The 22,692-nt window shown below is 67.8% G+C and carries 19 protein-coding genes; 5 read left to right on the forward strand and 14 right to left on the reverse strand.

The window, feature by feature from the left end:
- Positions 1-112 precede the first annotated feature (112 nt).
- From plsB to N440_RS19130, 5 genes are all read right to left on the reverse strand, one after another.
- Entirely contained in the window at positions 113-2,749 is a 2,637-nt protein-coding gene (plsB, locus tag N440_RS19110; RefSeq protein ID WP_049456644.1) for a glycerol-3-phosphate 1-O-acyltransferase PlsB, read from the reverse strand.
- Positions 2,749-3,702, reverse strand: a complete 954-nt coding sequence (locus N440_RS19115; RefSeq protein ID WP_133936281.1) for a hypothetical protein — start codon at positions 3,700-3,702, stop codon at positions 2,749-2,751. Before N440_RS19115 ends, plsB begins: the two co-directional genes overlap by 1 nt.
- Positions 3,703-3,982: 280 nt before the next feature.
- Positions 3,983-4,804 carry a serine protease gene (locus tag N440_RS19120; RefSeq protein ID WP_133936283.1) on the reverse strand — a complete coding sequence of 274 codons (822 nt, stop codon included), beginning with the start codon at positions 4,802-4,804 and terminating at the stop codon, positions 3,983-3,985.
- A gap of 218 nt (positions 4,805-5,022) precedes the next feature.
- A complete protein-coding gene (gene pyrF, locus N440_RS19125; protein ID WP_133936285.1) occupies positions 5,023-5,748 on the reverse strand; it encodes an orotidine-5'-phosphate decarboxylase in 726 nt (241 codons plus the stop codon).
- Positions 5,745-6,668, reverse strand: coding sequence for a 5'-nucleotidase, lipoprotein e(P4) family (locus N440_RS19130; protein ID WP_053448397.1), 924 nt, complete (start codon positions 6,666-6,668; stop codon positions 5,745-5,747). The genes pyrF and N440_RS19130 overlap by 4 nt, the downstream gene beginning before the upstream one ends.
- Before the next feature lie 100 nt (positions 6,669-6,768).
- Here N440_RS19130 and N440_RS19135 point away from each other — a divergent pair, with 100 nt between their 5' ends.
- A complete protein-coding gene (locus N440_RS19135) occupies positions 6,769-7,419 on the forward strand; it encodes a DUF480 domain-containing protein (RefSeq protein WP_133936287.1) in 651 nt (216 codons plus the stop codon).
- Between the two features lie 121 nt (positions 7,420-7,540).
- Here the strand turns inward: N440_RS19135 and N440_RS19140 are convergent, their stop codons facing one another.
- Positions 7,541-8,065, reverse strand: coding sequence for a GNAT family N-acetyltransferase (locus tag N440_RS19140; RefSeq protein WP_133936289.1), 525 nt, complete (start codon positions 8,063-8,065; stop codon positions 7,541-7,543).
- Positions 8,066-8,333: 268 nt separating this feature from the next.
- A complete protein-coding gene (locus N440_RS19145; RefSeq protein ID WP_133936291.1) occupies positions 8,334-10,310 on the reverse strand; it encodes a UvrD-helicase domain-containing protein in 1,977 nt (658 codons plus the stop codon).
- Positions 10,311-10,411: 101 nt separating this feature from the next.
- On the opposite strand from N440_RS19145, the gene N440_RS19150 reads away from it, so the two are divergent.
- Together N440_RS19150 and N440_RS19155 are read left to right on the forward strand one after the other, a co-directional pair.
- Positions 10,412-11,032 (forward strand): thymidine kinase, encoded by a 621-nt coding sequence (locus N440_RS19150; protein ID WP_024958734.1) that lies wholly within the window; start codon positions 10,412-10,414, stop codon positions 11,030-11,032.
- Between the two features lie 99 nt (positions 11,033-11,131).
- Positions 11,132-11,839, forward strand: a complete 708-nt coding sequence (locus N440_RS19155; RefSeq protein ID WP_004153410.1) for a sel1 repeat family protein — start codon at positions 11,132-11,134, stop codon at positions 11,837-11,839.
- A gap of 36 nt (positions 11,840-11,875) precedes the next feature.
- On the opposite strand, the gene N440_RS19160 is transcribed toward N440_RS19155, so the two are convergent.
- The 4 genes from N440_RS19160 to N440_RS19175 all read right to left on the reverse strand — a co-directional run bounded on the left by N440_RS19160 (position 11,876) and on the right by N440_RS19175 (position 15,982).
- Positions 11,876-13,480: a glucan biosynthesis protein D gene (locus N440_RS19160; RefSeq protein WP_133936293.1), complete on the reverse strand. Its 1,605-nt coding sequence runs from the start codon at positions 13,478-13,480 to the stop codon at positions 11,876-11,878.
- 105 nt (positions 13,481-13,585) lie between these two features.
- Positions 13,586-14,398, reverse strand: coding sequence for a bifunctional DNA-formamidopyrimidine glycosylase/DNA-(apurinic or apyrimidinic site) lyase (mutM, locus tag N440_RS19165; RefSeq protein ID WP_133936295.1), 813 nt, complete (start codon positions 14,396-14,398; stop codon positions 13,586-13,588).
- A gap of 52 nt (positions 14,399-14,450) precedes the next feature.
- On the reverse strand, positions 14,451-14,783 hold the full coding sequence (locus N440_RS19170; RefSeq protein ID WP_133936297.1) for an EF-hand domain-containing protein: 333 nt from the start codon (positions 14,781-14,783) through the stop codon (positions 14,451-14,453).
- Entirely contained in the window at positions 14,780-15,982 is a 1,203-nt protein-coding gene (locus N440_RS19175) for a fatty acid desaturase (protein ID WP_133936299.1), read from the reverse strand. The genes N440_RS19170 and N440_RS19175 overlap by 4 nt, the downstream gene beginning before the upstream one ends.
- 151 nt (positions 15,983-16,133) lie before the next feature.
- Here N440_RS19175 and N440_RS19180 point away from each other — a divergent pair, with 151 nt between their 5' ends.
- Positions 16,134-16,955: an ATP-binding cassette domain-containing protein gene (locus tag N440_RS19180; RefSeq protein ID WP_133936301.1), complete on the forward strand. Its 822-nt coding sequence runs from the start codon at positions 16,134-16,136 to the stop codon at positions 16,953-16,955.
- A gap of 128 nt (positions 16,956-17,083) precedes the next feature.
- Here the strand turns inward: N440_RS19180 and N440_RS19185 are convergent, their stop codons facing one another.
- Together N440_RS19185 and N440_RS19190 are read right to left on the reverse strand one after the other, a co-directional pair.
- Positions 17,084-18,292 carry a DUF4785 domain-containing protein gene (locus N440_RS19185; protein WP_133936303.1) on the reverse strand — a complete coding sequence of 403 codons (1,209 nt, stop codon included), beginning with the start codon at positions 18,290-18,292 and terminating at the stop codon, positions 17,084-17,086.
- A gap of 11 nt (positions 18,293-18,303) precedes the next feature.
- Entirely contained in the window at positions 18,304-19,182 is an 879-nt protein-coding gene (locus N440_RS19190; RefSeq protein ID WP_004153391.1) for a hypothetical protein, read from the reverse strand.
- A 262-nt stretch (positions 19,183-19,444) separates the two neighbouring features.
- Between N440_RS19190 and N440_RS19195 the strand changes: the two genes are divergently transcribed.
- Positions 19,445-20,284, forward strand: coding sequence for a phosphatase PAP2 family protein (locus tag N440_RS19195; protein ID WP_133936305.1), 840 nt, complete (start codon positions 19,445-19,447; stop codon positions 20,282-20,284).
- Between the two features lie 112 nt (positions 20,285-20,396).
- Here N440_RS19195 and N440_RS19200 read toward each other — a convergent pair whose 3' ends face one another.
- Complete coding sequence (locus N440_RS19200) at positions 20,397-22,667, reverse strand: TonB-dependent receptor (RefSeq protein ID WP_133936306.1); 2,271 nt, start codon at positions 22,665-22,667, stop codon at positions 20,397-20,399.
- Positions 22,668-22,692: the final 25 nt, after the last annotated feature.

Here is a 22,692-nt window from a genome sequence, read left to right on the forward strand (position 1 = left end):
GTTCGGGTGGGGGCCAACCTTGGTTGGCCTCCTGCTCTGGTGGGTGCCAACCTTGGTTGGCACGACTGGAATGTGTGTGGACCAAGGTCCACACCCACCACAAGGATTCAGTTCAATCCTGCGGCGCAGCCTCGTCCGGGCGTGCCGCTTCCGGGCTGACCCGCTCGATGGTGTGGCGCAGCTCGCGGCCGAGGATGAACTTGGCATCCTTGGCCCAGGCATCCAGGCGTTCGTCGAACAGCAGCTTGCTGTTCTCGTCCGGCCACACCAGGCGCAGTTCGCGCAGCTTCTGGATGAAGCCGCGGAACAGGGACTTGTCGAAGAACTCCGGTGCCGCCGGTGCATACAGCAGGCTCAGGCGCTGCGCCGCCTGCTGGCACAGGCTTTCCAGCTCGGCCGCGCCGAGTACGCCGGGGCCGTTCTTCACCAGCACCGAAATGGCGATGTAATAGCGCTCGAACGCCTGCTGCAGCGAATGGCCGATCGCACGCAGGCGGAACACCTCGTCGGTCTGCCCGGTGTTGCGCGCCAGGATGCCGCCGTCGTCATCGTTGACGTTCTGCAGCAGGCCTTCGCGCACGAACACATCGATGGTCCGGTCGATACGCTGGGCGAACTCGTCCTCGCTCCACGGCAGGAACAGTTCGGCCTGCAGGAACGGGTACACCGTGCGGCCCAGCTGGACCAGGCCGGTGCGGCTCATGCGGCGGTTGTTCTGGAAGCAGCAGGCCACCCACGACGAGGCGGTGAACAGGTGCACCACGTTGTTGCGGAAGTAGCTCAGCAGCACCGCGGTATCGCCGCTGACGCTGAGCACATCGCCCAGCGGGTGCTTGATGCGGGTGAGGACGTTGATTTCCTCGGCGTGGGCGATGATCCGCTCCGGCGAGTGCGGAGTGACCGTCACCCGGTCCGAATACGGCATCTCGACCAGCAGGGTCTTGCACAGCTCGATCTGCGCGATCAGGTCGGCCTCGCCCATTGCATGCTTGGGCGTGGACAGCAGGGCCAGCGCCAGCAGGTTGATCGGGTTGACGTCGGCGGCGCCGTTGATGCGCACCTGGATGCGTTCGGCCAGCGTGTCCACCGTGGTCGACAGCCAGGCCGGCTTCTCGTCCTCGGAGACCGCCTCGCCCTTCCACTCCGGCGCCTTCTCGGCCAGCACGTCGTTCAGCGCGATCGGCTCGCCGAAGTTCACCACCACCTGTCCATAGTTCTGCTTGAGCACCTTGGGGATGCCCCACAGCAGCGACCAGATCGATTCCTTTTCCTTCGGCCGGCCGGACAGTTCGTCCAGGTAGCTGCCGCCTTCCATCAGCTTCTCGTAGCCGATGTAGATGGGCTGGAACAGCACCGGCTTGCGCGGCTGGCGCAGGAACGCGCGCAGCGTCATCGAGATCATGCCGCCCTTGGGCTGCAGCAGGCGGCCGGTACGCGAGCGGCCGCCTTCGACGAAGTATTCCAGCGAGTAGCCGCCGGCCACCAGCTGCGCGACGTACTCACTGAGTACCGCCGAGTACAGCGCGTTGCCGCGGATCGAGCGGCGGATGAAGAACGCGCCACCCTTGCGCAGCAGGGTGCCGACCACGGGCAGGTTCAGGTTGATGCCGGCCACGATGTGCGGCGGCACGATGCCACGGTCGTACAGCAGGTAGGACAGCAGCAGGTAGTCCATGTGGCTGCGGTGGCTGGGCACGTACACCACTTCGTGGCCCGGCGCGGCCGCCTTGAACTTGTCCAGGTGGTGCACCAGCACGCCGGCATAGATGCGGTTCCACACATGGCTGAGCATGAAGCTGGCCGAGCGCACCACCGGGCTGGAATAGTCCGCGGCGATTTCCCAGGCGTAGGCATGTGCCTTCTTCCAGGCATCGGCCGGCTTCGAATTGTCGCGCTTGGCCTGTGCGGCGATCGCCTCGCGCACCGGTTCGGCTGCCAGCACCTGGTCGACCAGCAGGCGCCGGGTCGACAGGTCGGGGCCGATCACCGATTCACGGATGCGGCGGAAATGGGTGCGCAGCACGCGCTGCAGCTTGCGCACCGTGCGCTCCGGCTCCAGGCCTTCGTCCACGGTGCTGCGCAGCGAGATCGGCGGGGCAAAGCGGACGATGGTGCTGCGGCCGTTGAGCAGCACCGCCAGCAGGCGGCGGAAGCGGCCGACCAGCGCCCAGTTTTCCGAGAACAGCACGGCGAACCAGCCGCTCTGCTTGTCCGGCGCGCGGCCGACGAAGATCGACACCGGCACCAGGTGCACGTCCAGGTCCTCGCGCACGCGATGTGCCTGCAGCACCTTGGCCAGGGAATCGGAGTGGGTCTTGGCGCCACGCTGCTCGGGGATCAGCGAATTGCTGGAGCTGCGTCGCGATAGCGCCAGGTAGGCACGCTTGCGGCCGGTCGGGTCACCGGCCAGCGGCACCAGCGGTGACGGCAGCCCGGCCTGGCGGCAGGCCTTGTCCAGGATCAGTGCGTTGGACAGGCCATAGTCTTCCAGCACGTACATGACCGGGCGGCCATCGTTGTACTGGCCGGGGTCTTCCGGTTCGATCTTCAGCGACAGCCACGGCTCGACCAGGCGACCGAGCAGGCGCGCCCACAGCGGGCGGCGGCCGGCCGAACGCGCGTGCGCGGGCGGCGGTACCGGGTTCGGGCCGGTACCGGTCGAGGGGGACGCCGGCACCGTATCGGCGGGCGTCGACGGGGATTCTTCGCCGGGGAACGGCAGCGGGTTCTGTTTCGACATCGGCGCCATTATGGCTTAGGCGGTGGCGTTGCCGCTTCCCCGCCCTCGGCGGGGACTTCGGCCGGGGCCGGCGCCGCGTCGGCACGGGCCGCATCGGCCTTGCGCAACAGCGCGTCGGTGTCGGCCAGGGTGCGGGTCAGGTACCAGTGGCCCTCGCGCCGGCTCAGCGGCAGCTGCAGGCTCATCTCGCGGCCTGCCAGGTCGTAGTGCAGGCGCACCAGCGCGTTGTCACCTTCCACCGACAGCAGTTCGCCACGCACGCTGCGCAGGGCTTCATCCACGCCCAGCCCGTAGCTGCCCAGCACCGCCTTGAAGGTATGGATGAAGGGTGCCAGCTGCTGCAGGCTGCCTTCCATGCCCGCCGCCTGCAGGCCGGCCTCGTCATCGAAGCCGACCTTGCCAGCGGCGCCGACCAGCGCGGCGATGGTGCTGCGCGCACGGGCCCGGTCGCTGATCGGTGCGCCCTGCGCCCAGACCGCCAGGGTCTCGACCAGGGCGATGTAGTGCGCCTGCTGACCGGGGGTGTAGCCCTTCTGGTGGCGCAGGTACTGCACGCCGAAGTTGCCCATCGACTGTGCGGCCTGGCGCACCGCACCGGCCTGGCCGGCCAGCTGGCGGTCGAAGCTGCGCTGCAGTTCGGTGCTGGCATTGGGCTTGCGCAGGGCGGCCAGCATCGGCAGCAGCTGGTCACCCAACGGCAGCTCGGTCAGCGGCCACTGGCTGTGGCCTTCGGCCCAGGCCTGCTGCAGGCGCTGGTACTGGCTGGGCGGTACCGACAGCCTGGCGTAACCGACCAGATCGTCTTCGGCCAGGCGCAACGCCATCGCCTGTACCGCCGCCACCGGCTCGGCCGCTGGCTTGGCCGGGTCGTTGCCAGACTCGCGGCACGCCGCCACGGCCAGCAGCAGCATGGCCGCCAGCCCCCATCCACGCGCAGACCTTCCTCGCACCGCCACGCTCATGCATTCGGACTCCCCGGACCGGTCCGCATCTTGCGGCCTGCGACGTGACAGCGGCAAGCCGGGCCGTCACGGTTTCCACAGCCGAGGATGCAAATCGCTGAAAAGCATAAAAAAAGAGCCGGGATCACGGGGATCACAGGCTCTTCAAGCCGGCACGGGGCCGGAGGACAGTGTTGTGGCACATGTCCGGTCCAGGGACCGGATGGCGGCGATCCTACGCTGCCCCGCAAGTTAAGGCAACACTTCATGTAATACGATGCATGTATTTGATTTTATTGAATCAATCGCGCTGCCAGACGGCCTCGATGAAATCTACGGCGTGTTTTTCGGCGATTCGGGCATAAACGCCGGGATAGCCGGCCAGCGCGCAGCCTTCGCCCCAGCTGACCACGCCGAACTGGGTCCAGCCCTCGCGCAGTCGCAGCAGCAGCGGCCCGCCGGAATCACCCTGGCAACTGTCGATGCCCTCGCGGCCGGCACAGATCACCTTGCCGCTCGACAGCTCACCGCCGTAGGCCTGCTGGCATTCGTTGAACGGTACGAACGGCACCTGCACCGTCTGCAGCTGGGTGGGATAGACACGGCCATCGCCGATGTCGGTGTCGCCCCAGCCGATCACGGTGAACTCGCGGCCCGGCTTGAGATAGCTCGCATCGGGCCGCAGCCGCAGGGCGACCGGCTGCGCATCGGCCAGCGGCGCGCTGAGCTGGATCAGGGCGACGTCGTGCTCCAGCGAGTTGCCGCTGTTGAAGGCGGGATGGACGTGGATCGCCTTGACGTTGGAGCTGCGCGACGCGGTCTCGGTGGAGAGCGAAGTCTGTCCGGCCAGCACCGCCAGGCCGGTCGGATTCTCACCCTGCAGGCAATGCGCGGCGGTGAGTACCCACGACGGTGAAATGAGCGTGCCGCCGCAGAAATGGCGGTCATGGTCCGAGTCACCGTCGAGGACGCCCTGGATGCTGACCATGAACGGGTATTCGCCCGGTTGGGTGGGTTCGCCGCCGATGATGCGTGGTACCTCACGCACCTGCGGTGCGGCGATGACGGGTGCGGCAGACGCGGCCAACAGCAGGCCGATGAACAAAGAGGTGCTGCGATACATATCCCTGTACTCCTCTATCGATGGTTGGAACCGGCGCGGCCGCGGTCCGTGCCGGTGCATCGATTGGGAAGCAGTGAGGGTGCCCACAGGGCGAACGCGCGCACAGTTTCCACGCCTTGTGCTGCCTGCGTCAGTGGCGGCCGCATAAATGCGAACGCCATCGCGCACGGGTCGCGATGGCGTTCGTAGTGCCGGTGTGACCGGCGTATGCCGAAGGCTCAGCGTGCAGCCAGAGCCGACGCGATTTCCTGCTGGATCGCCCGCGCCGCCGCCTGCGGATCCGCTGCCAGGCGGATCGGGCGGCCGACCACGATGGCATCGGCGCCATCGGCAAAGGCCTGGGCCACGCCGACCGTGCGCTTCTGGTCATCGCCGACCGGGCCGCCGGGTCGGATGCCCGGGCAGACGATCGAGAATCCAGCGCCGGTGGCGGCACGGATCGGGGCCGCTTCCTGGCCCGACGCGATCACGCCATCGATGCCCGCCGCCTGGGCGGCCAGCGCGCGCTCGACCACCACGTCCACCGGCTCGCGGTCGATGCCCATCTGCGCCAGGTCCGGGCGGCCCATCGAAGTCAGCACGGTCACCGCCAGCAGGCGCATGTCGCTGCTGTTGGCGACCGCGCAGGCCTCCATCATTGCCGGATGCCAGCCATGGATGGTCGCGTAGCTGACCGGCCACTGCGACAACCGCTTGATCACCGCCGCAGCGGTGGCCGGGATGTCGAAGAACTTCAGGTCGACGAACACGCGCTTGTCGCGTCGTGCCAGCTCGTCGAGCACCTGGAAGTACTCGCCGGAGGCCAGCAGCTCCATGCCGATCTTGTAGAACGCCACGCTGTCGCCGAGGCGATCCACCCACTCCAGTGCCTGCACGCGGTCGGGCACGTCCAGCGCGAAGATCAGGCGCTCGTCATCGCGCAGCGGCAGCGGCGCGCGGCTCACGGTGCGTAGTCCAGGGCGGCGCGCTTGGCGTCGTGGCGGGCCTGGCGCGACTGGCTGTAGTCATTGTTGAACTGCGCCGGCTCGAAGCCGCCGTAGGTCGGGTTCGGCAGCATCCACCAACGCTCGCCGAACCAGTCGTGGTACTGCTGCAGCAGCGCGTCACGGCCGTCATTGGTGTTGGCGGTCACTTCCACGAAGTCACCCAGCTGGTCGCCGAACTGCATCAGCACGCGGTACTGCTGCCCGGCCAGGCGGCGGCGGCAGTTCTTCTCGCTGCCGTTCTGCTCGCAGCCCGGCACCACGGTGCCCAGGCCGAGGAACACGCTGTCGTCGGCCACCGGCAGGCCCTGCTCGCGCAGGTTGGCCAGGGTCGCGTCCTTGAGGTGCACGGCGCGGTTGGAGATGTACAGCAGGGTCACGCCCTTGGCGTTGGCGGCCTTGGCGAAATCAACCACGCCGGGAATGGCCTTGGCCTTCTTCTCGGCCACCCACTGGTCCCAGGTCAACTCGTCATATTCCTTGCCGTCGCGCACCAGGCGCGCCTGGTAGGGCGAGTTGTCCAGCACGGTCTCATCCACGTCCAGCACCACAGCCGGCTTCAGGCCCTTGGCCTCGTTGCCGCGCTCCTCCGGCACCAGTGCGTCCCAGTGGGCTTCCTTCAGCGCTGCGTCCAGGTGGTCGGCGGCGGCACGGTAGGTCTGCTCGGTGATCGCCTTGTATTCCTGCGCGCGCTGCATCCACAGCACGGCATTGAGATTGTCGTTGGCGGTGGCATCAAGCGCACCCTCCGCCTTGGCAGCGGCGGCCGGGGCCTCCGGGGCAGTGGCTTCGGCGGCAGGCGCATCCACGCGCTTGCAGGCAGACAGGCCCAGCGCCGCGGTGGCGAGCAGGGTCAGGGACAGGGAAACGGGACGACGCATGGGTTCACCGGCAATCAGATATACCGGCGCATTTTACCGGCAAAGCCGCCGCCGGGACGGCTATGCTTGGCGGTTGACCCGTTGCCCTTCCGGAGGCGCCATGACCGATTCCGCCCAGACCCCCGACGTTCCCCTGCTCGACGCCGTGCAGGCCCGCCTGCTGGGCTGCCTGGTGGAAAAGGAGGCGACCACCCCGGACACCTACCCGCTGACGGTCAATGCCGCGCAGTCGGCGGCCAACCAGAAGACCGCCCGCGAGCCGGTGATGAACGTCGACGCCGGCAGCGTGCAGCACGCCCTGCGCCAGCTGGAGACGATGGGCCTGGCCCGCCAGCACTTCTCCTCACGGGCTGACCGCTACGAGCACCGCCTCCAGGCCGCGCTGGACCTGACCCGGCAGCAGACCGTGCTGCTGGCGTTGTTGCTGCTGCGTGGGCCGCAGACGCTGGGCGAGCTGGTGACGCGCAGCGAACGCCTGCACCGCTTCGCCGACACCGACGAAGCCCGCCACGCCATCGAGCGCCTGCAGCAGCGCGCGCTGCTGGTAGTGCTGCCGCGTGCCAGCGGCCAGCGCGAAGACCGCTACATGCACCTGCTGTGTGGCGAAGTGGACGGCGCGGCGCTGGCGGCCAAGTACGCCAGCAGCGGCGGTGGCAGCGAGGCCGCCGACCCGGGCCTGGCCGAGCGCGTGGCCCAGTTGGAAGCGGCCGTGGCCGAACTTCAGGCGCAGCTGGCCGAACTGCGCGGCTGAAACTGCCCGGTAGTGCCGGCCGCCGGCCGGCAACCCTGGTTCACCGTGATGCCGGCCAGCGGCCGGCACTACCGGATGTTCTGCCGATGCAGTGCCGACCAGCGGTCGGCACCCACCACGATCAAACCTCGGCCGCGCCCGGCGTGGCATACAGCCGGCTCGGGCTGTCCACGCCCGGCAGCTGGATCACCCTGCGTTCCTGCATGCCCAGGCCCAGCAGGATCTTCCCGGACACCGCATTGTCCAGGTCGGTGATGCCGTACAGATCCACGATGCCCAGCTCCGCACGTGCATGCGCGAACACCGCCCGCGCCGCCTCACCGGCATAGCCCTGCCCGGCGAATTCCGACAGCACCGCATAGCCGATATCCGGCCCCGGCAGGCCATCCCGCCGCACCAGCCCGGCATTGCCCAGCCAGGCACTATCGGACAGGCGCTCGATGGCGTACATGCCGAACCCGTTCAACGCATAGCTGTGCAGCACGCGCAGCGCAATGTACTCGCGCGCCTGTTCCTCGCTGTGCACGTTGCGGTCGCCGATGAAGCGCACGAAGCCCGGATCATTCAGCAGCGCCAGCATCGGCACCGCATCGCGGTCGGGCTCGATCGCACGCAGACGCAGGCGTTCACTTTCGATGGGATGCACGCGCAGACCTCCAGCCGAAACCCCGATTCTGCCTCAACGCCCGGCTGTTGCCGTGGCCTTTGATCTTCTTTTTTCTTTTCCGTGGCTGGCGCGCACGGAACCTGTCCAGGGCCGGGTAGATGGGTTGCGCAGGGGCGTGAGCCGCATGGATGCGGCGACCGAGCTTACAGGGACGTACTTGCAGCGTCCCCTGCGCAGCCCATCTACCCGGCCAACCACAGATGTAATGCGAAGGGCGCCAACCACGAGGGGCTGCGCCGTTCGCCGATCAATCGAACAACGCCTCGATCGCCGCCAACCCCGCACTCGCCCGCTCCTTCTTCCGCGCCGCATCGGCCACCGGATCAGCACCATCGCGCTGGATCTCCTCGGTCGGGATCTCCTCGAAGAACCGGCTCGGCTTCAGCCGCACGTGCTCGCCGAACTTGCGCGTCAATTTGCTGTAGCTCATCCACAGCTGGATCTTGGCGCGGGTGATGCCCACGTACAGCAGGCGTCGTTCTTCCTGCAGGTTGCCCTCGTCCAGGCTGACCTGGTGCGGCAGCACGCCGTCCTCGCAGCCAACGATGAAGACATACGGGAATTCCAGCCCCTTGGAGGCATGCATGGTCATCATGCGCACCTGGTTGCCGCCCTCGTCCTTGTCGCTGCGCGACAGCAGCGCCAGCTGACCGGCCAGGTCGGCGGCGGTGGCACCGCGCGGGCCGCCCTCGAACCACTGCGCCAGTTCCTCGATGTTGTTGGCGCGACGCTGGTAGCTGGCTTCTTCCTTGGCCTGCTGGCGCAGCTCGCTGAGCAGGCCGGATTCCTTGGCGACCTTGCGGATCATGTCGCCGGAGGTGACCTGCCGGGTCTGCGCACGCAGGTCACGCAGGATGTCGGTGAAGCGGGCCAGGCTGTTGGCCGCGCGCGGCGGCAGCTGCTGCAGGGCACCGATCGCCTCGGCGGCCTGCGCCATCGGCATGTCCTTTTCCTGTGCCAGTTCAGCCAGCTTGGCCAGCGTGCCGGCACCCACATCGCGCTTGGGCGACTGCACCGCGCGCATGAACGCGGTGTCGTCGTCCGGGTTCACCAGCAGGCGCAGCCAGGCCAGCGTGTCCTTCACTTCCTGGCGCTCCAGGAACATGGTGCCGCCGGTCAGGTGGTACGGGATGCGCAGCAGCTGCATCGCCTTTTCCAGCGGCCGCGACTGGAAGTTGCCGCGGAACAGGATGCAGAAATCGCTCCACGGCACATTGCGCGACTGCGCCATGAAGGCGATCTCGGCCGCGACCTTTTCGGCTTCGTGTTCGCTGTTGCGGCATTCCCACACGCGGATGCGCTCGCCGTCGGCCTGGTCGCTCCACAGCTTCTTCAGGTGCTCGTGCGGGTTGTTGGCGATCAGCGCGTTGGCCGCGCGCAGCACGCGGTTGGAGCAGCGGTAGTTCTGCTCCAGCTTGATGATCTCCAGCGCGGGGTAATCGCGCCCCATCTGCTGCAGGTTCTCCGGGTTGGCGCCGCGCCAGGCATAGATCGACTGGTCATCGTCACCCACGCAGGTGAAGTTGCCCTTGTCACCGGCCAGCTGCTTGAGCAGCCGGTACTGCGCGTCGTTGGTGTCCTGGCATTCGTCCACCAGCAGGTAGCCGATGCGCTCGCGCCAGGCCACAGCGATGTCCGGGTTTTCTTCCAACACCTGCACCGGCAGGCGGATCAGGTCGTCGAAGTCGACCGCATTGAACGCGGTCAGGCGCAGCTGGTAGCGCTCGTAGACGCTGGCCGCTTCCTTCTCGCGGTTGCTGCGTGCGGCGGCCATCGCCTGCTCGGGCGACAGGCCGGCATTCTTCGCGCGCGACACCAGGTTCTTCATGTCCTCGATGTCGTCGGGCTTGGCGCCGTACATCAGATCCTTGATCTGTGCCGCCGCATCGTCGGCATCGAAGATCGAGAAGCCACGCTTCAGGCCCACCGCAGCGTGCTCGATCTGCAGGAACTTCAGGCCCAGCGCATGGAAGGTACAGATCGTCACCTCGTCGGCATCCTGCTCGCGCAGGCGCTTGGCCACGCGCTCGCGCATTTCCTTGGCCGACTTGTTGGTGAAGGTGATCGCCGCGATGCGCCGGGCCGGGTAGCGGCCACAGCCGATCAGGTGGGCGATCTTTTCCACGATCACGCGGGTCTTGCCGCTGCCGGCGCCGGCGAGCACCAGCAACGGACCTTCGATGTGCAGGACGGCGGCGGCTTGGGGGGGATTGAGACCGTGCATGGGGACAGGATTGTAGCGGGGCCGGGTGACGACCACAGCCGGCCACCGGTGGGGTTGCTGAACGGCTTCGGCGGACCGGGGCTGCGGCGTACAATCCGTCGATGGCCAAGCTCTACTTCTACTATTCGGCGATGAACGCCGGCAAGACCACCACCCTGCTGCAGAGCGCACACAACTATCGCGAGCGCGGCATGCGGGTGGCGATCCTGACCCCGCGCCTGGACGATCGCGCCGGCGCCGGCGTGGTCGCTTCGCGCATCGGCCTGCGCGCCGATGGCATGGCCTTCGACCGCGATACCGACCTGCAGCGCTGGGTCGAGCAGGATCTGGCAACGAACGGGCCGATGGGCTGCGTACTGGTGGACGAGGCGCAGTTCCTCACCCGCGCCCAGGTCTGGCAGCTCAGCGAAGTCGTCGACCAGCTGCGCATTCCGGTGCTGTGCTACGGCCTGCGCACCGATTTCCGCGGCGAGCTGTTCGAAGGCAGCCAGTACCTGCTGGCCTGGGCCGACGAGATGCAGGAGATCAAGACCATCTGCCACAGCGGCAAGAAGGCCACGATGACCGTGCGCGTGGACGAGCATGGCCACGCGGTACAGGATGGCCCGCAGGTGGAGATCGGCGGCAATGACCGCTACGTGTCGGTCAGCCGCGCCGAATTCAAGAAGATCACCCGCGGTGAAGGACGGATCGATCCGGCGCAGGCGCCGCTGCCGTTGTAACCCCAGCCGGAACATCCCGGCCCATGACCACCGGCGGTTTACAGGTTCCCGCCGGCTGCCTAGGCTGGAGCCGATCAGCTGTCGAACAGGACGTCCGCCATGCGCCGCACCCTGCTTTTGCTTGCCCTGTTGTCTGCCCACCTGCCCGCCCTGGCAGCCGAGCGTCCCGCCTCTCCGGAAGAGGACGCGACGCTGATCAATGCCGGCTTCCTCGACAGCCACCCGGACATCATGTACCGGCAATGGGGCGTCGGCGCGCTGCATCGCAATGACGTCAAGGCCGCCATGGATCATTTCCGCCGGGCCGCGCGTTATGCCGACAAGCCCGCCCAGGGCTACCTTGGCGAAATGTACTGGTTCGGGGTCGACCAGCCACGCGACCCGGTGATGGCATTCGCCTGGATGGATGTGGCCGCAGAACGCGGCTATCCGTTGTTCGCCGAACTGCGCGACGAGTACTGGGCAACCCTGCCACTGGAACAGCACCAGGCCGCACGTGCGCAGGCGCAGGCGCTGCGCGCCGAGTACGGTGATGCCGTGGCACGGCCACGCATGGCGGACGTTCTCAGGAAGGGTCGCCGGGAAATGACCGGCAGCCGCACCGGCTCGATGAGCAACAACGTCGATGTCGTCTTCATGGACGGCGGCATCAGCCGAACCATCAAGGCCGACCGCCTGTACGACCCGAAGTACTGGGACCCCAAGCAGTACGAACGCTGGCAGGACGAGACCTGGATGAAGATCCGCCGCGGCACGGTGCAGGTGGGCGTGCCGACCCAGAGCACCGCCACCGAGGCCAAGCCCTGAACGGGACGGGCCGGCGGCTGGCCGGCCCGTCACTGCTCAGTACAGCGTGCGCTCCGGCGCACCGGCCGGCGGCGGCGTGTACTGGTACAGCCAGGTCTCGGTGAGGGTCTTGCCGCCACTGCGCAGGAACAGGCGGATGTCGATCTGCTCGGTGCTGCCTTCCGGCGGCACCAGGTCGAACATCGCGCGGTAGCCGTTGATCTCGCGCAGCGGCCGTGCCGACACGATCTCGACCCGGCCGCGGCTGGCTTCCACCACCGCTTCAACCTCGGCCTTGTCGATCAGCGAGGCCAGCTCGCCACCTTCGAAGTCCACTGCGAAGCGCCAGCTGAAGTACTCGCGCTTCTTGCCGACCACGCCGCCCAGGCCGGTACGGCTGGCGACGCAATGCGCCAGCGGCGGCCGTGCCGGCGGTTCGGCGCCCCAGTACAGGCGGTAGCCGACCAGCAGTTCCTGGCCCGGCTGCGGCTTTTCCTTCGGGTTCCAGAACGCCACGATGTTGTCGAAGGTCTCGTCCACGGTGGGAATCTCCACCAGCTGCACCGAGCCCTCGCCCCACTCGCCCTTCGGCTCCACCCACAGGCACGGGCGCTTCTCGTAGAACACGCCATCGTCCTGGTAGTGGTCGAAGTTGCGGTCGCGCTGCAGCAGGCCGAAGCCGCGCGGATTGCGGTCCACGAACATGTTGAAACGCAGGTTGCGCGGGTTCAGCAACGGCCGCCAGATCCACTCACCGGCACCGGTCCACAGCGACAGGCCGTCGGTATCGTGGATTTCCGGGCGCCAGTCCCAGCCCATGCGGCGGTCGTTCTCGCCCACCTGGTACATGCTGGTGCACGGTGCGATGCCCAGCCGCTCGATCGCCTTGCGCGGGTACAGCGCGCTGTCGATGTCCATCAGCAACACGTCACCATTGGTGATCGCGAAGCGATAGGCGCCGGCCACGCTGGGCGAATCCAGCAGGCCATAGACCACGATGGTCTCCGAATCAGCCGACGGCTGTTCCAGGTAGTAGGCGATGAAATCCGGGAATTCCTCCGGCTTGCCCATGCCGGTGTCGATCGCCAGGCCGCGTGCGGACTGGCCATACTGGCCCTCCTTGCCGACCGCGCGGAAGTAGCTGGCGCCGAGGAACGCGGCGAAGTCGCGGTCGGTGTCCTTGCGTGTGTTGAGGCGGAACCCGGCGAAGCCGAGGTCGGCCGGCAGTTCGCCATCCTTGATGCCGCTCTTGCCGTAGTTGAACGCCGCGCCGTCATAGGCCAGCTCCTGCGCCTTGCCGTCGACCACATCGAACATGCGCACCGGCGAATGGAAGTACAGGCCCAGATGGAAGAACTTGGCCTGGAACCTGCCCGGCTGATCAGCCCACAGGGCGTGGTCCTGGCGGTAGCCGATCGACTGGTACTGGTCCCAGTCCAGGCCTTCCAGGCGGCCCGGCAGCACCCGCTTGTGGCTCTTGTAGGGCGCCTGTGCCAGCGCGCGTGCCTGGCCCTTCAGGGTGGCAAAGTCGAACGGCTGCGGCTGGCCCAGGCGGCGCAGGCCCATCTGGCCGCTCTTGCTGGCCGCGCATGCGGGCAGGGACGGCAGGCCGAATGCAGCCAGGGCGAGGGAGGCATTGCGGATGAAGTCGCGTCGTTGCATGCAGGCGCGTCAGGCACAGAAGGAAGGTCGGCCATCATAGGCAGACAAACGTTAACGGGCAGCGGAGACGCGCCCTGCCCGTTCAGCTGCCGCTGGCCGCCCGGCTCAGCGCTGGCAGTGGCTGCACCAGACGCTGGCACGCTGGCCGATGGTGGCGTGCTTCAGCGCGCGGCCACAGTTCGGGCAGGGCAGCCCATCACGGCCGTACACCAGCAGCTCCTGCTCGAAGTAGCCCGGTGCGCCGTCGGGGCTGATGAAGTCGCGCAGGGTGGTGCCGCCGCGGGTGATCGCATACCCCAGGATCTCCTTCACCGCGTCGGCCAGCCGCTGGTAGCGCTCGCGCGAGATCTTTCCCGCCTCGCGCAGCGGACTGATGCCGGCCTTGAACAGGCTCTCGGCGGCGTAGATGTTGCCCACGCCCACCACCACCGCCTGGTCCATCAGGAAGGTCTTCACCGGCGCGCTGCGACCACGGCTGCGGGCGAACAGGTAATCGCCATCGAAGGCATCGTCCAGCGGCTCCGGGCCCAGCCCCTGCAGCAGCGGGTGCGTCTCGCCGGCCGGTTGCCACAGCAGGCTGCCGAAGCGGCGCGGGTCGTTGAAGCGCAGCAGGCGGCCGTTGTCGAGGCTGATGTCGACGTGGTCGTGGGCACGCAGCGGGGTGTCGCCAGGCAACACGCGCAGGCTGCCGGACATGCCCAGGTGCAGCACCGCGCTGCCGATCGCGGTGTCCAGCAGCAGGTACTTGGCGCGCCGGCGGATGTCCTCGATGCGCTGCCCCGGCAGCCGTTCGGCCACTTCCGGCGGAATCGGCCAGCGCAGATCTGCGCGGCGCAGGATCACCCCATGCACGCGGCGCCCCTTCAGGTGCGGCGCCAGACCACGGCGGGTGGTTTCGACTTCGGGCAGTTCAGGCATGCGGCGATTCTACGCCTCACCGCCGGGTATGGCCCGGCGTCGGCAGACGTGCTCAGCGCGGTGGCGCGGCCAGCTCGCGTGCATCCAGGAACCCGTCGCCGTTGGCATCCTGCGTGTGGAAGCGCTGCACGATCACCTGCCGCTGCTGCTCGCGGCTGATCGCCCTGCCCTTGCCACCGGGCAGCTCGTCGGCGCTCAGCACGCCATCGCCATTGCGGTCCATGCGGTCGAAGGCGTACAGCATCCACTGCACGTACTCGGCCTCACTGACCTTGCCGTCGCCATCGCTGTCCATCCGCTGCAGGTAGCTGGCGGTATCGGTGACCTGGGCCAGCGCAGCACTCGGTAGCAGGGCAGCCAGCAGCAGCCCGAGCCCTGCCCTCACGCGCCCACCAGGCTGTAGCCCTTCAGGCGTGCGGCGTAGGCCTGCAACGCGGCGATACCGCTTTCCTCAGCCTCGCGGCACCAGGCCTGCAGTTGATGCAGGCGCTCGGCGGCATCGTGGCCGCGGGCTTCCAGCAGCGTGGCCAATCGCCCGCGGTACTCGACCAGGGTGCGGATGCGTGGCCGCTGTGCCACCCATTCGCTGAGCTGGGCACGGCTGTCCGGCTTCAGCCAGCGTCCGTCGTTGACCAGGCCGCGGCGCAGCCGGAGCGGCAGCAGGCGGCGCAGCTTGGCCCCGGCGTGGGCGGCCTCCTCGCGCAGGGCCGGCATGAATACATTGCGCTGGTAATCAGTCATCGCCTGGAAGCGGTGTGACAGCAGCGCCTTCAGGGTTTCGGCATCAGGCACGGCGATGTTCGGGCGCACGTCCATGGCCGGCGCCACCCGCAGCACCTTGGCCAGGCGCAGCGCCTGCAGCAGGCGGATCGCACTCCAGCCGATGTCGAATTCCCAGCGCCGCATCGCAAAGCGCGCCGAACTGGGGAAGGCATGGTGGTTGTTGTGCAGCTCTTCGCCCCCGATCCAGAAGCCCCACGGCGTCAGGTTGGTGGAGGTATCGGCCGATTCATAGTTGCGATAGCCCCACCAGTGGCCGAGCCCATTGACCACGCCGGCTGCCCAGAACGGGATCCATGCCATCTGGATCGCCCACAGGGCCACGCCGGGCAGGCCGAACAACACGGTATTGATCGCCAGCAGTAACACCGGCCCCAACGTGGCATGCGGCGTATACAGGCGGCGCTCGATCACGTCGTCAGGGGTGCCGCGTCCGTACTGCTCGATGTCCGCGCGCTGGCCGCGGGCTTCGCGATACAGCTCCACGCCGTGCCAGAACACCTTGCCGATACCGCGGGTGACCGGGCTGTGCGGGTCCTCCTCGGTCTCCACCTTGGCGTGGTGCTTGCGGTGGATGGCCACCCATTCGCGGGTGATCATCGAGGTGGTCAGCCACAGCCAGAAGCGGAACATGTGGGCCAGCGCCGGGTGGAAATCGACCCCGCGATGGGCCTGGCTGCGATGCAGGTAGAGGGTCACCGAGAAGATGGTGATCTGGGTGAAGACCAGCAGGACCGCCAGCATGGCCCACCAGCCCAGGCCGAGCACACCACCGGTCAACAGGGACATCAGGTCATCTGGCATGACGGCGCTCCGGTTCGGTGCGGGGATGGCAGACATCATGGGCGCTTGCGTTGCAAACTGCATCCCTGCGGCGGTGATCTGCACCGCCATCCGTGGCACCGTTCACAGTTGGGGACCCGAGTTGTCGAACCTTGATCCACGCGCCAGCACCATGACCGCCGCCGCGCCCGCTGCGGCACTGCCCCCGTTGATCGAACTGGACCGCGCCACCGTGGTGCGCGGACAGGTGAAGGTGCTGCACGGGCTCAGCCTGCGCATCGCGCAGGGCCAGCACACCGCCCTGCTCGGCCCCAACGGCTGCGGCAAGTCGACCTTCATCAAACTGATCACCCGCGAGCTGTACCCGCTGGCCCAGGGTGACGGCTCGGTCGCGGTCAGAGTGCTGGGCCAGAACCGCTGGCAGGTGGACCGGCTGCGCTCGCAGCTGGGCATCGTCACCGGTGACCTCAGCAGCAACCTGGCCGACATGCCCGGTCTGACCGTCGAACAGGCGGTGCTGTCCGGCTTCTTCGCCAGCTACGTGGTGCCGGCCTTCCGCGAAGTGACCGCCGACATGCGTACACGCGTCGGCGAGACGCTGACGATGACCGGTGCGTTGTCGCTGCGCGAACGCGCCTACGCCGAGCTGTCGGCCGGCGAGACCCGCCGCGTGCTGATCGCCCGCGCACTGGTCAACCGGCCGCAGGCGCTGCTGCTGGACGAGCCGTCCACCGGACTGGACCTGGTCGCCCGCGAGCAACTGGTGGCGACCATGCGGGTGCTGGCGCAGCAGGGCATCACCCTGGTGCTGGTGACCCACCACATTGAAGAGATCATTCCCGAGATCGAGCGCGTGGTGCTGCTGCGCGACGGTCGCGTGCTGGCCGATGGCAGCCGTGCCGAGCTGCTGCGCAACGAGCCGCTGTCGGCGGTGTTCGGCGGCGCCATCACGGTGATCGAGCAGGAAGGCCGGCTGACCGCGTACGCGGGGTAATCGACATGCCGTTGTAGAGCCGAGCCCACGCTCGGCTGCTCGTGATCACGGCAAACGGCAGCCGAGCATGGGCTCGGCTCTACAGGATGCAATGCAGCGGGCCGGAACCCGGCCCGCTGCACGCAACCTCAGAACCGCAACGCCAGCGCGCGCGATTCGATCGGTGCCATCCGGCTCTGGTCCTGCAGCTGCAGGTCACGCAGTTCGTACGGCGCACCGAAGCCCGCGGGCAACGCGGCCTGGTCGAACGGCAACACCAGCTGGCTGGCACCCGGGCCATCGAACCACGCCGCCGCATGTGCCTGTGCAACCGGCTTCAACTGGCCATCGCGGGCAGTGGCATACAGCGTGCCCCGCGCCTCGTAGCGGCCGGCGGCGGCCACCTGCAGCGGCAGCGCCACCTGGCGGCTGGCCGGGTCCGGCGTCGCCTGGCCACTGAAGCGCGCGGTCGGCCGCGCCACCGCGAAGGCCACCTTGCCATCGCGCAGCACACCATCGGCCTGGGCGAACACCTGCAGTTCCCACAGCCCCTGCGCAGTACCGACATCGGCCGGGATCCGCACCTGCGCGCGCAGGCTGCCATCGGTGGTGCGCAGCAACCGCTGCGGCCAGCTGCGGCCATCCGGTGCGACCAGCAGGGCTTCACCGCCGAGACCGCCACGACGCGATGCCAACGTTGCAGTGGTGGCACCGTCTTCCAGCAGGCGTGCCTGCAGCTGCACGCTACTGCCGGCCAGCACCTGCGCCTGGCTGGCCTGCACTTCCAGCCGCAGCGGGCTGTTCGGTTCCAGCACCTGCACCACGTAGCGGCCCTGCGCCTGTGCACTCTGCAGCGTGTACGCACCGGCCGCACTGGTCGCGCCGGTACGCAGCATGCTGCTGCCATCACCCACCGGCATCCCGGTCTCCTGCAGTGCGCGTGCATCGACACTGCTCGCCACGCTGCTGCGGCCGGCCGGGTCGCGCACCTGCAGGGTGTTGGCCGGCACGGCGCGGGCACCTTCGGCCGGGCTCAGCTGGATCACCGCATCGGGCGCCGTCAGCGGCAGGTCCAGGCCGCGCTGCAGCTGCGCGCCATCGACCTGCTGCCAGTAGCTGCGGCTGACCGAGGCATACGGCGGGGCGGCCTGCAGCGGTTGTGCCGGGTCCAGCACCCAGGCAAACGACAACGGCGCGTGTTCGCTTTCATCAGCAGGCAGCGGCGCGGCCACCAGTGCGGCAGGCACCTGATCGCCTGCGCGGGCGGCTTGCAGCGGCTGTGCGGCCTGCGCCGCGGACAGTGAAAGGGACAGCACCGCCAGCACCGCGCTGGCCAGCAGGGTGGAATGGATCGTCATGGTCGTCTCCCTCACTGGGTCAGGTCGTTGCGCAGGATCGTGCCGAGGCCGAAGCACTCGCGTCGGCTCTGGTTGTGGCTGAGCGGCTCTGCCCCCTGGGTGCGCGCCTTGTCGGTGAACCAGGTAGTGCCGGCGGCCTTCTGGCTGCTGCACTCCAGGAAACCATCGGAGCAGGACGACAACCAGTTCTGGGTGAACTCCAGACCGACATTGGCGGCATAGCCGCCGCAGTAACTGTTGCTGTCCCACACCGCCGATTCGACATCACTGCCGACCACCGCGCGGAAGGGTTTGGGCAATGCCGGGCGGCCGGCAGTGCCGTACAGATTCTGCGCGTTGTAGGTGGCCATGCTCGCCACCTGCTGCTGGCGCACAGCGTCGTTCTTGTAGCCGAGCAGCCAGCCCAGCGAGGTTTCGAAGGTGTTGCCGTTGAGCACCGCATCGGCCAGTGGCGTGCCCGCCGAAGACGGTGCCAGCGCGTTGACCTTGCGTACCGTGCGGATGATCTTCGGGTAACGGCTGTCGTAGGTCGGGTTGGACAGGATCCAGCGCATCACGTTGCCGCCGTTGGAGTGGGTGATCACCACCAGCTGGGTGATGCCACGGCTGTCGATGAAGCTGGTCAGCTGGTTGGCCAGGCAGCCGGCGGCTTCCGGCTTCCACATGTACTGGGTGAAATCGCAGTTGATGACGACGTAGTTGCTGCTGTTCGGCAGGCCCTGGCGCACGGTGTCGATGATGGCCGGCTGCCAGTAGTCCTGGGTGGCATTGGTCTGCGCGCCGGTACCATGCACGAAGGCCACGCCGACCACGTCGGCGGCCTGCGCCGGCGCTGTTGCCAGCCCGAGGACCAGGGCCAGGACGGTACTTCCTGTTGCGGTGCTGCGCATCGCTTCTCTCCCTCTGTCAGCGGATCCCCCCGACCCGGCTGTGACTGGACGGCCCCCGGTGCCTGCCGTTGTGCCGATGCTCACGGCGCAGGCGCGTGAAAGTCCGTGCGCTGCGCCCGGATTCAGAAGACTGAGGCCAATCGATGACGCTTTTCATATCGCGGCAATGACCGTGCCGGGTCTGGCGGTATGACCGATGGCCACTGCGGTGTCGTATGGGGGCTGCGATCATGGCGCGATGTTTTCTCCCCGGAGCCTGTCCATGTCGCTGATTTCCCACCCTGCCCGCCCGCTGCTCGGCCTTGCCGTCGCGGTGGCCCTGGCCGGTTGCGCCGCCACCGCCGCCAAGCCGACCGCCGTCGAAGCCAACATCACCACCAAGGCGGTGGGTTACCTGGACAAGAGCGCGGTACCGGCCAGCCTGGACCTGGTGCCGGCGCCGCCGGCGGCCGGTTCGGCTGCCCTCGCCCTCGACGAACAGGTCAGCCGTGAAGCCCGCGCGCTGCGTGGCAGCCCGCGCTTCGCCCAGGCCGGCGTCGATGCCGAACTCGGCTTCCCCGAAGGCGCCAACCACTTCTCCTGTGCCGCCGACATCGACGTCGATGCGGTGAAGACCCCGGCCCTGTACCGCCTGCTCGAGCGCAGCCGGATCGACGCCAGCGCCGCCACCAAGGCCGCCAAGAACCACTACCAGCGCCCGCGCCCGTTCATGGTCAACGGTGAGCCGACCTGCTCGCCGAAGGACGAAGACGGCCTGCGCAAGAATGGTTCCTACCCGTCCGGCCACACCTCGATCGGCTGGGCCTGGGCCTTGATCCTGTCGGAGATCGCGCCGGATCGCGCCGATGCCATCCAGGCCCGCGGCCGCAACTACGGCGAGAGCCGCCTGGTGTGCAACGTGCACTGGCAGAGCGACATCCTCGAAGGCCGCTTCATGGGCGCCGCCGCCGTGGCCCGCCTGCACGACAACGCCGCGTTCAACAAGGATCTGCTGGCCGCGCGCAGGGAGATCGCTGCCGCGCGCAAGGCCGGCCTGCACTCCAGCCGTGACTGCGCTACCGAGAATGCGGTGCTGAAGGTGCGCCCACAGAGCGCGCTGTAAGCGCGCGCCGGATCAACCGTTGCCGGCCAGCGGCCGGCACTACCGGTGGGTGTGAAACAGAAGGGCCGGCATTGCGCCGGCCCTTCTTCATTGCACTATCGCAACAACCGCATCAGAACTTCGCGGTGAACTCCACGCCCCAGGTACGCGGCTCGTTGAGGAAGCCGGTCAGGTTGTTGAAGTCGATCGCACCGACCACGCGGGTCTGGTTGGTCAGGTTGCGGCCGAACACGGCCACGTCGTACTGGCCGTAGTCCCAGTTGTAGCCCAGGCGCAGGCCGCCTTCCAGCGAGCTACGGCCGCGGAATTCCGGCGACTCGTAGATGAAGAAGTTCACCGCGCTGCGGTAGGCCCAGTCGGTGTAGGCATACAGCTCGCTGCCATCGCTGAGCGGGAAGCCCACGCGCAGGGTCGCGTTGTGGATCCACTTCGGCGCCTGCGGCAGCGGGTTGCCGTTGACCAGCGCGTAGGTCTGGCCGTTGATCACCGTGGTCGGATCGGTGATGGTGCAGCCACCGCCACAGATCGCCACCGCCAGGTTCTTGTCCTTGATCTCGGTGTCGTTGTAGCTGCTGCCGAAGGTCAGCAGGACGTTGTCGGCCAGGTAGGCCTCCAGGTCCAGCTCCACGCCCTGGCCGATGGTCTTGTTGGCGTTGAGCAGGGTGGCGGTGTTGTTGCTGCCGCCCACCGCGATCAGCTGCTGGCCATCGACGTTGTAGCGGAACACGCTCAGGCCCAGGCGTGCACGACGCTCGAACAGGTCGGCCTTGATGCCGGCTTCATACGAGATCACCTTCTCCGAATCGGCCTGCGACAGGCCCGGGGCGAAGGCCAGGCGGCCCTGGATCGACGGCGCGCGGAAGCCCTTGGCCACGCGGGCGTAGGCGTTGATGTCGTCGGTCAGCTTGTACACGCCGCTGACATCCCAGCTGACGTCGTTGACGTCGGTGTTGGCCAGGTACGGGCCACTGACCGGGGTGCCGAACGGAACGGCCTGCAGCACGCTGGCGCTGAAGTCCTTCTTGTCCTGGGTGTAGCGCACGCCGGCACGCAGCTTGAAGCGGTCGGTGACGTCGAAGTCACCCGAGGCGAACACCGCCCAGGCCTTGTTGCGCTGGTTCTGCACCACGTGACCGGTCTGCGGATTGCCCGGGGTCAGCGAGTCGTAGTTGAAGTTGTTGATGGTCACGTCTTCATCGAAGTAGAAGACGCCGGCCTGCCAGTCGAAGCGGCCCCACTCGTTGGACTCGATGCGGACTTCCTGCGTCCACTGGCGGTGGTGCGGCAGGCCGTCGGCCGATTCGGACGAGAACGGGATCAGGCCCGGGCCGTAGTTGCCGGCCCCCAGGAATGCTGCACCGTAGCCGCCGTCGATGTCGCCACGGTTGAGCGATTCGGCAGTCTCGTAGCCGGTGATCGAGTGCAGGGTGACCGAGCCGAGGTTCCACTGCAGGCGCGCGCTGCCACCCCAGGTTTCCAGGTCGGAGAAGTTGACGCCGTCGTTGGCCACCTTGTCGCGGTCGAAGTTCTCGATCAGCGAATTGCCGCCCTTCTGGATGATGTTGGCGCGGAACAGGCGGGCGGTGCCGTTGAGCTTGCGCTTGTGCAGGTTGAACAGCGCTTCGAAGTCATCGCCTTCGTACAGGAACTGCACGCGGCCGGCAGCTTCATCGTAGCCTTCGAAGCCACTGTTGGGCGCGCCGACGCGGGTGTTGTCGACCCAGTCGTCGCGGCGCTGGTAGATCGCCGACACGCGCGCCGACCAGCGGTCGGTCAGCGGGCCACCATAGGCGCCCTGCACGTTCCAGCTGTTGTAGCTGCCGTAGCCGACGCGGATGTAGCCATCGGCATCCTGCGACGGACGCGCCGAATCGAACTTGACCACGCCGGCCGGGGTGTTGCGGCCGAACAGCGTGCCCTGCGGGCCGCGCAGTACTTCCACGTTGGCCAGGTCGAACAGCGGGAAGCCCTTCAGCAGCGGGCTTTCCTGCACCACGTCGTCATACACCAGCGACACCGGCTGCGAGGCATTGAGGTCGAAGTCGGTGTTGCCCAGGCCGCGGATGTAGAAGCGCGGGAAGGCACGGCCGTAGGACGACTCGATGTTGAGGCTGGGCACGCGCGCGGCGAGGAAGCGGATGTCATCGCCGGCCGAGCCGAGCACATCCAGCTTCTCGCCCTGGATCGCGCTCAGTGCGACCGGTACGTCCTTGGCGTTCTCGACGCGGCGCTGCGCGGTCACCTGCAAGGCATCGAGGGCAACCGGATCCTTGGCAGCGGGGGTTTCCTGGGCGGCTGCTACCAGCGGCAGCAGGGCGGAAAGAGCGGCAACGAGGGGGCGCGCGACCGGAAATCGGCCACGGGAAGTGCGGGTCGGGGACATGGCGGTAGGCTGTGTTTGGAGGGGT

It is taken from the genome of Stenotrophomonas sp. CC22-02, from assembly GCF_004365115.1.
Taxonomy (GTDB): domain Bacteria; phylum Pseudomonadota; class Gammaproteobacteria; order Xanthomonadales; family Xanthomonadaceae; genus Stenotrophomonas; species Stenotrophomonas forensis.

What these genes read in the sequence shown, in the direction of transcription:
- N440_RS19130 (WP_053448397.1), bottom strand. Translation starts at nt 6,668, where the DNA reads ATGCGTCGTCCCGTTTCCCTGTCCCTGACCCTGCTCGCCACCGCGGCG.
- N440_RS19200 (WP_133936306.1), bottom strand. Translation starts at nt 22,667, where the DNA reads ATGTCCCCGACCCGCACTTCCCGTGGCCGATTTCCGGTCGCGCGCCCC.
- N440_RS19175 (WP_133936299.1), bottom strand. Translation starts at nt 15,982, where the DNA reads ATGCCAGATGACCTGATGTCCCTGTTGACCGGTGGTGTGCTCGGCCTG.
- N440_RS19185 (WP_133936303.1), bottom strand. Translation starts at nt 18,292, where the DNA reads ATGACGATCCATTCCACCCTGCTGGCCAGCGCGGTGCTGGCGGTGCTG.
- N440_RS19150 (WP_024958734.1), top strand. Translation starts at nt 10,412, where the DNA reads ATGGCCAAGCTCTACTTCTACTATTCGGCGATGAACGCCGGCAAGACC.
- N440_RS19120 (WP_133936283.1), bottom strand. Translation starts at nt 4,804, where the DNA reads ATGTATCGCAGCACCTCTTTGTTCATCGGCCTGCTGTTGGCCGCGTCT.
- N440_RS19180 (WP_133936301.1), top strand. Translation starts at nt 16,134, where the DNA reads ATGACCGCCGCCGCGCCCGCTGCGGCACTGCCCCCGTTGATCGAACTG.
- N440_RS19195 (WP_133936305.1), top strand. Translation starts at nt 19,445, where the DNA reads ATGTCGCTGATTTCCCACCCTGCCCGCCCGCTGCTCGGCCTTGCCGTC.
- N440_RS19160 (WP_133936293.1), bottom strand. Translation starts at nt 13,480, where the DNA reads ATGCAACGACGCGACTTCATCCGCAATGCCTCCCTCGCCCTGGCTGCA.
- N440_RS19155 (WP_004153410.1), top strand. Translation starts at nt 11,132, where the DNA reads ATGCGCCGCACCCTGCTTTTGCTTGCCCTGTTGTCTGCCCACCTGCCC.
- N440_RS19190 (WP_004153391.1), bottom strand. Translation starts at nt 19,182, where the DNA reads ATGCGCAGCACCGCAACAGGAAGTACCGTCCTGGCCCTGGTCCTCGGG.
- mutM (WP_133936295.1), bottom strand. Translation starts at nt 14,398, where the DNA reads ATGCCTGAACTGCCCGAAGTCGAAACCACCCGCCGTGGTCTGGCGCCG.
- N440_RS19135 (WP_133936287.1), top strand. Translation starts at nt 6,769, where the DNA reads ATGACCGATTCCGCCCAGACCCCCGACGTTCCCCTGCTCGACGCCGTG.
- N440_RS19145 (WP_133936291.1), bottom strand. Translation starts at nt 10,310, where the DNA reads ATGCACGGTCTCAATCCCCCCCAAGCCGCCGCCGTCCTGCACATCGAA.
- N440_RS19115 (WP_133936281.1), bottom strand. Translation starts at nt 3,702, where the DNA reads ATGAGCGTGGCGGTGCGAGGAAGGTCTGCGCGTGGATGGGGGCTGGCG.
- plsB (WP_049456644.1), bottom strand. Translation starts at nt 2,749, where the DNA reads ATGGCGCCGATGTCGAAACAGAACCCGCTGCCGTTCCCCGGCGAAGAA.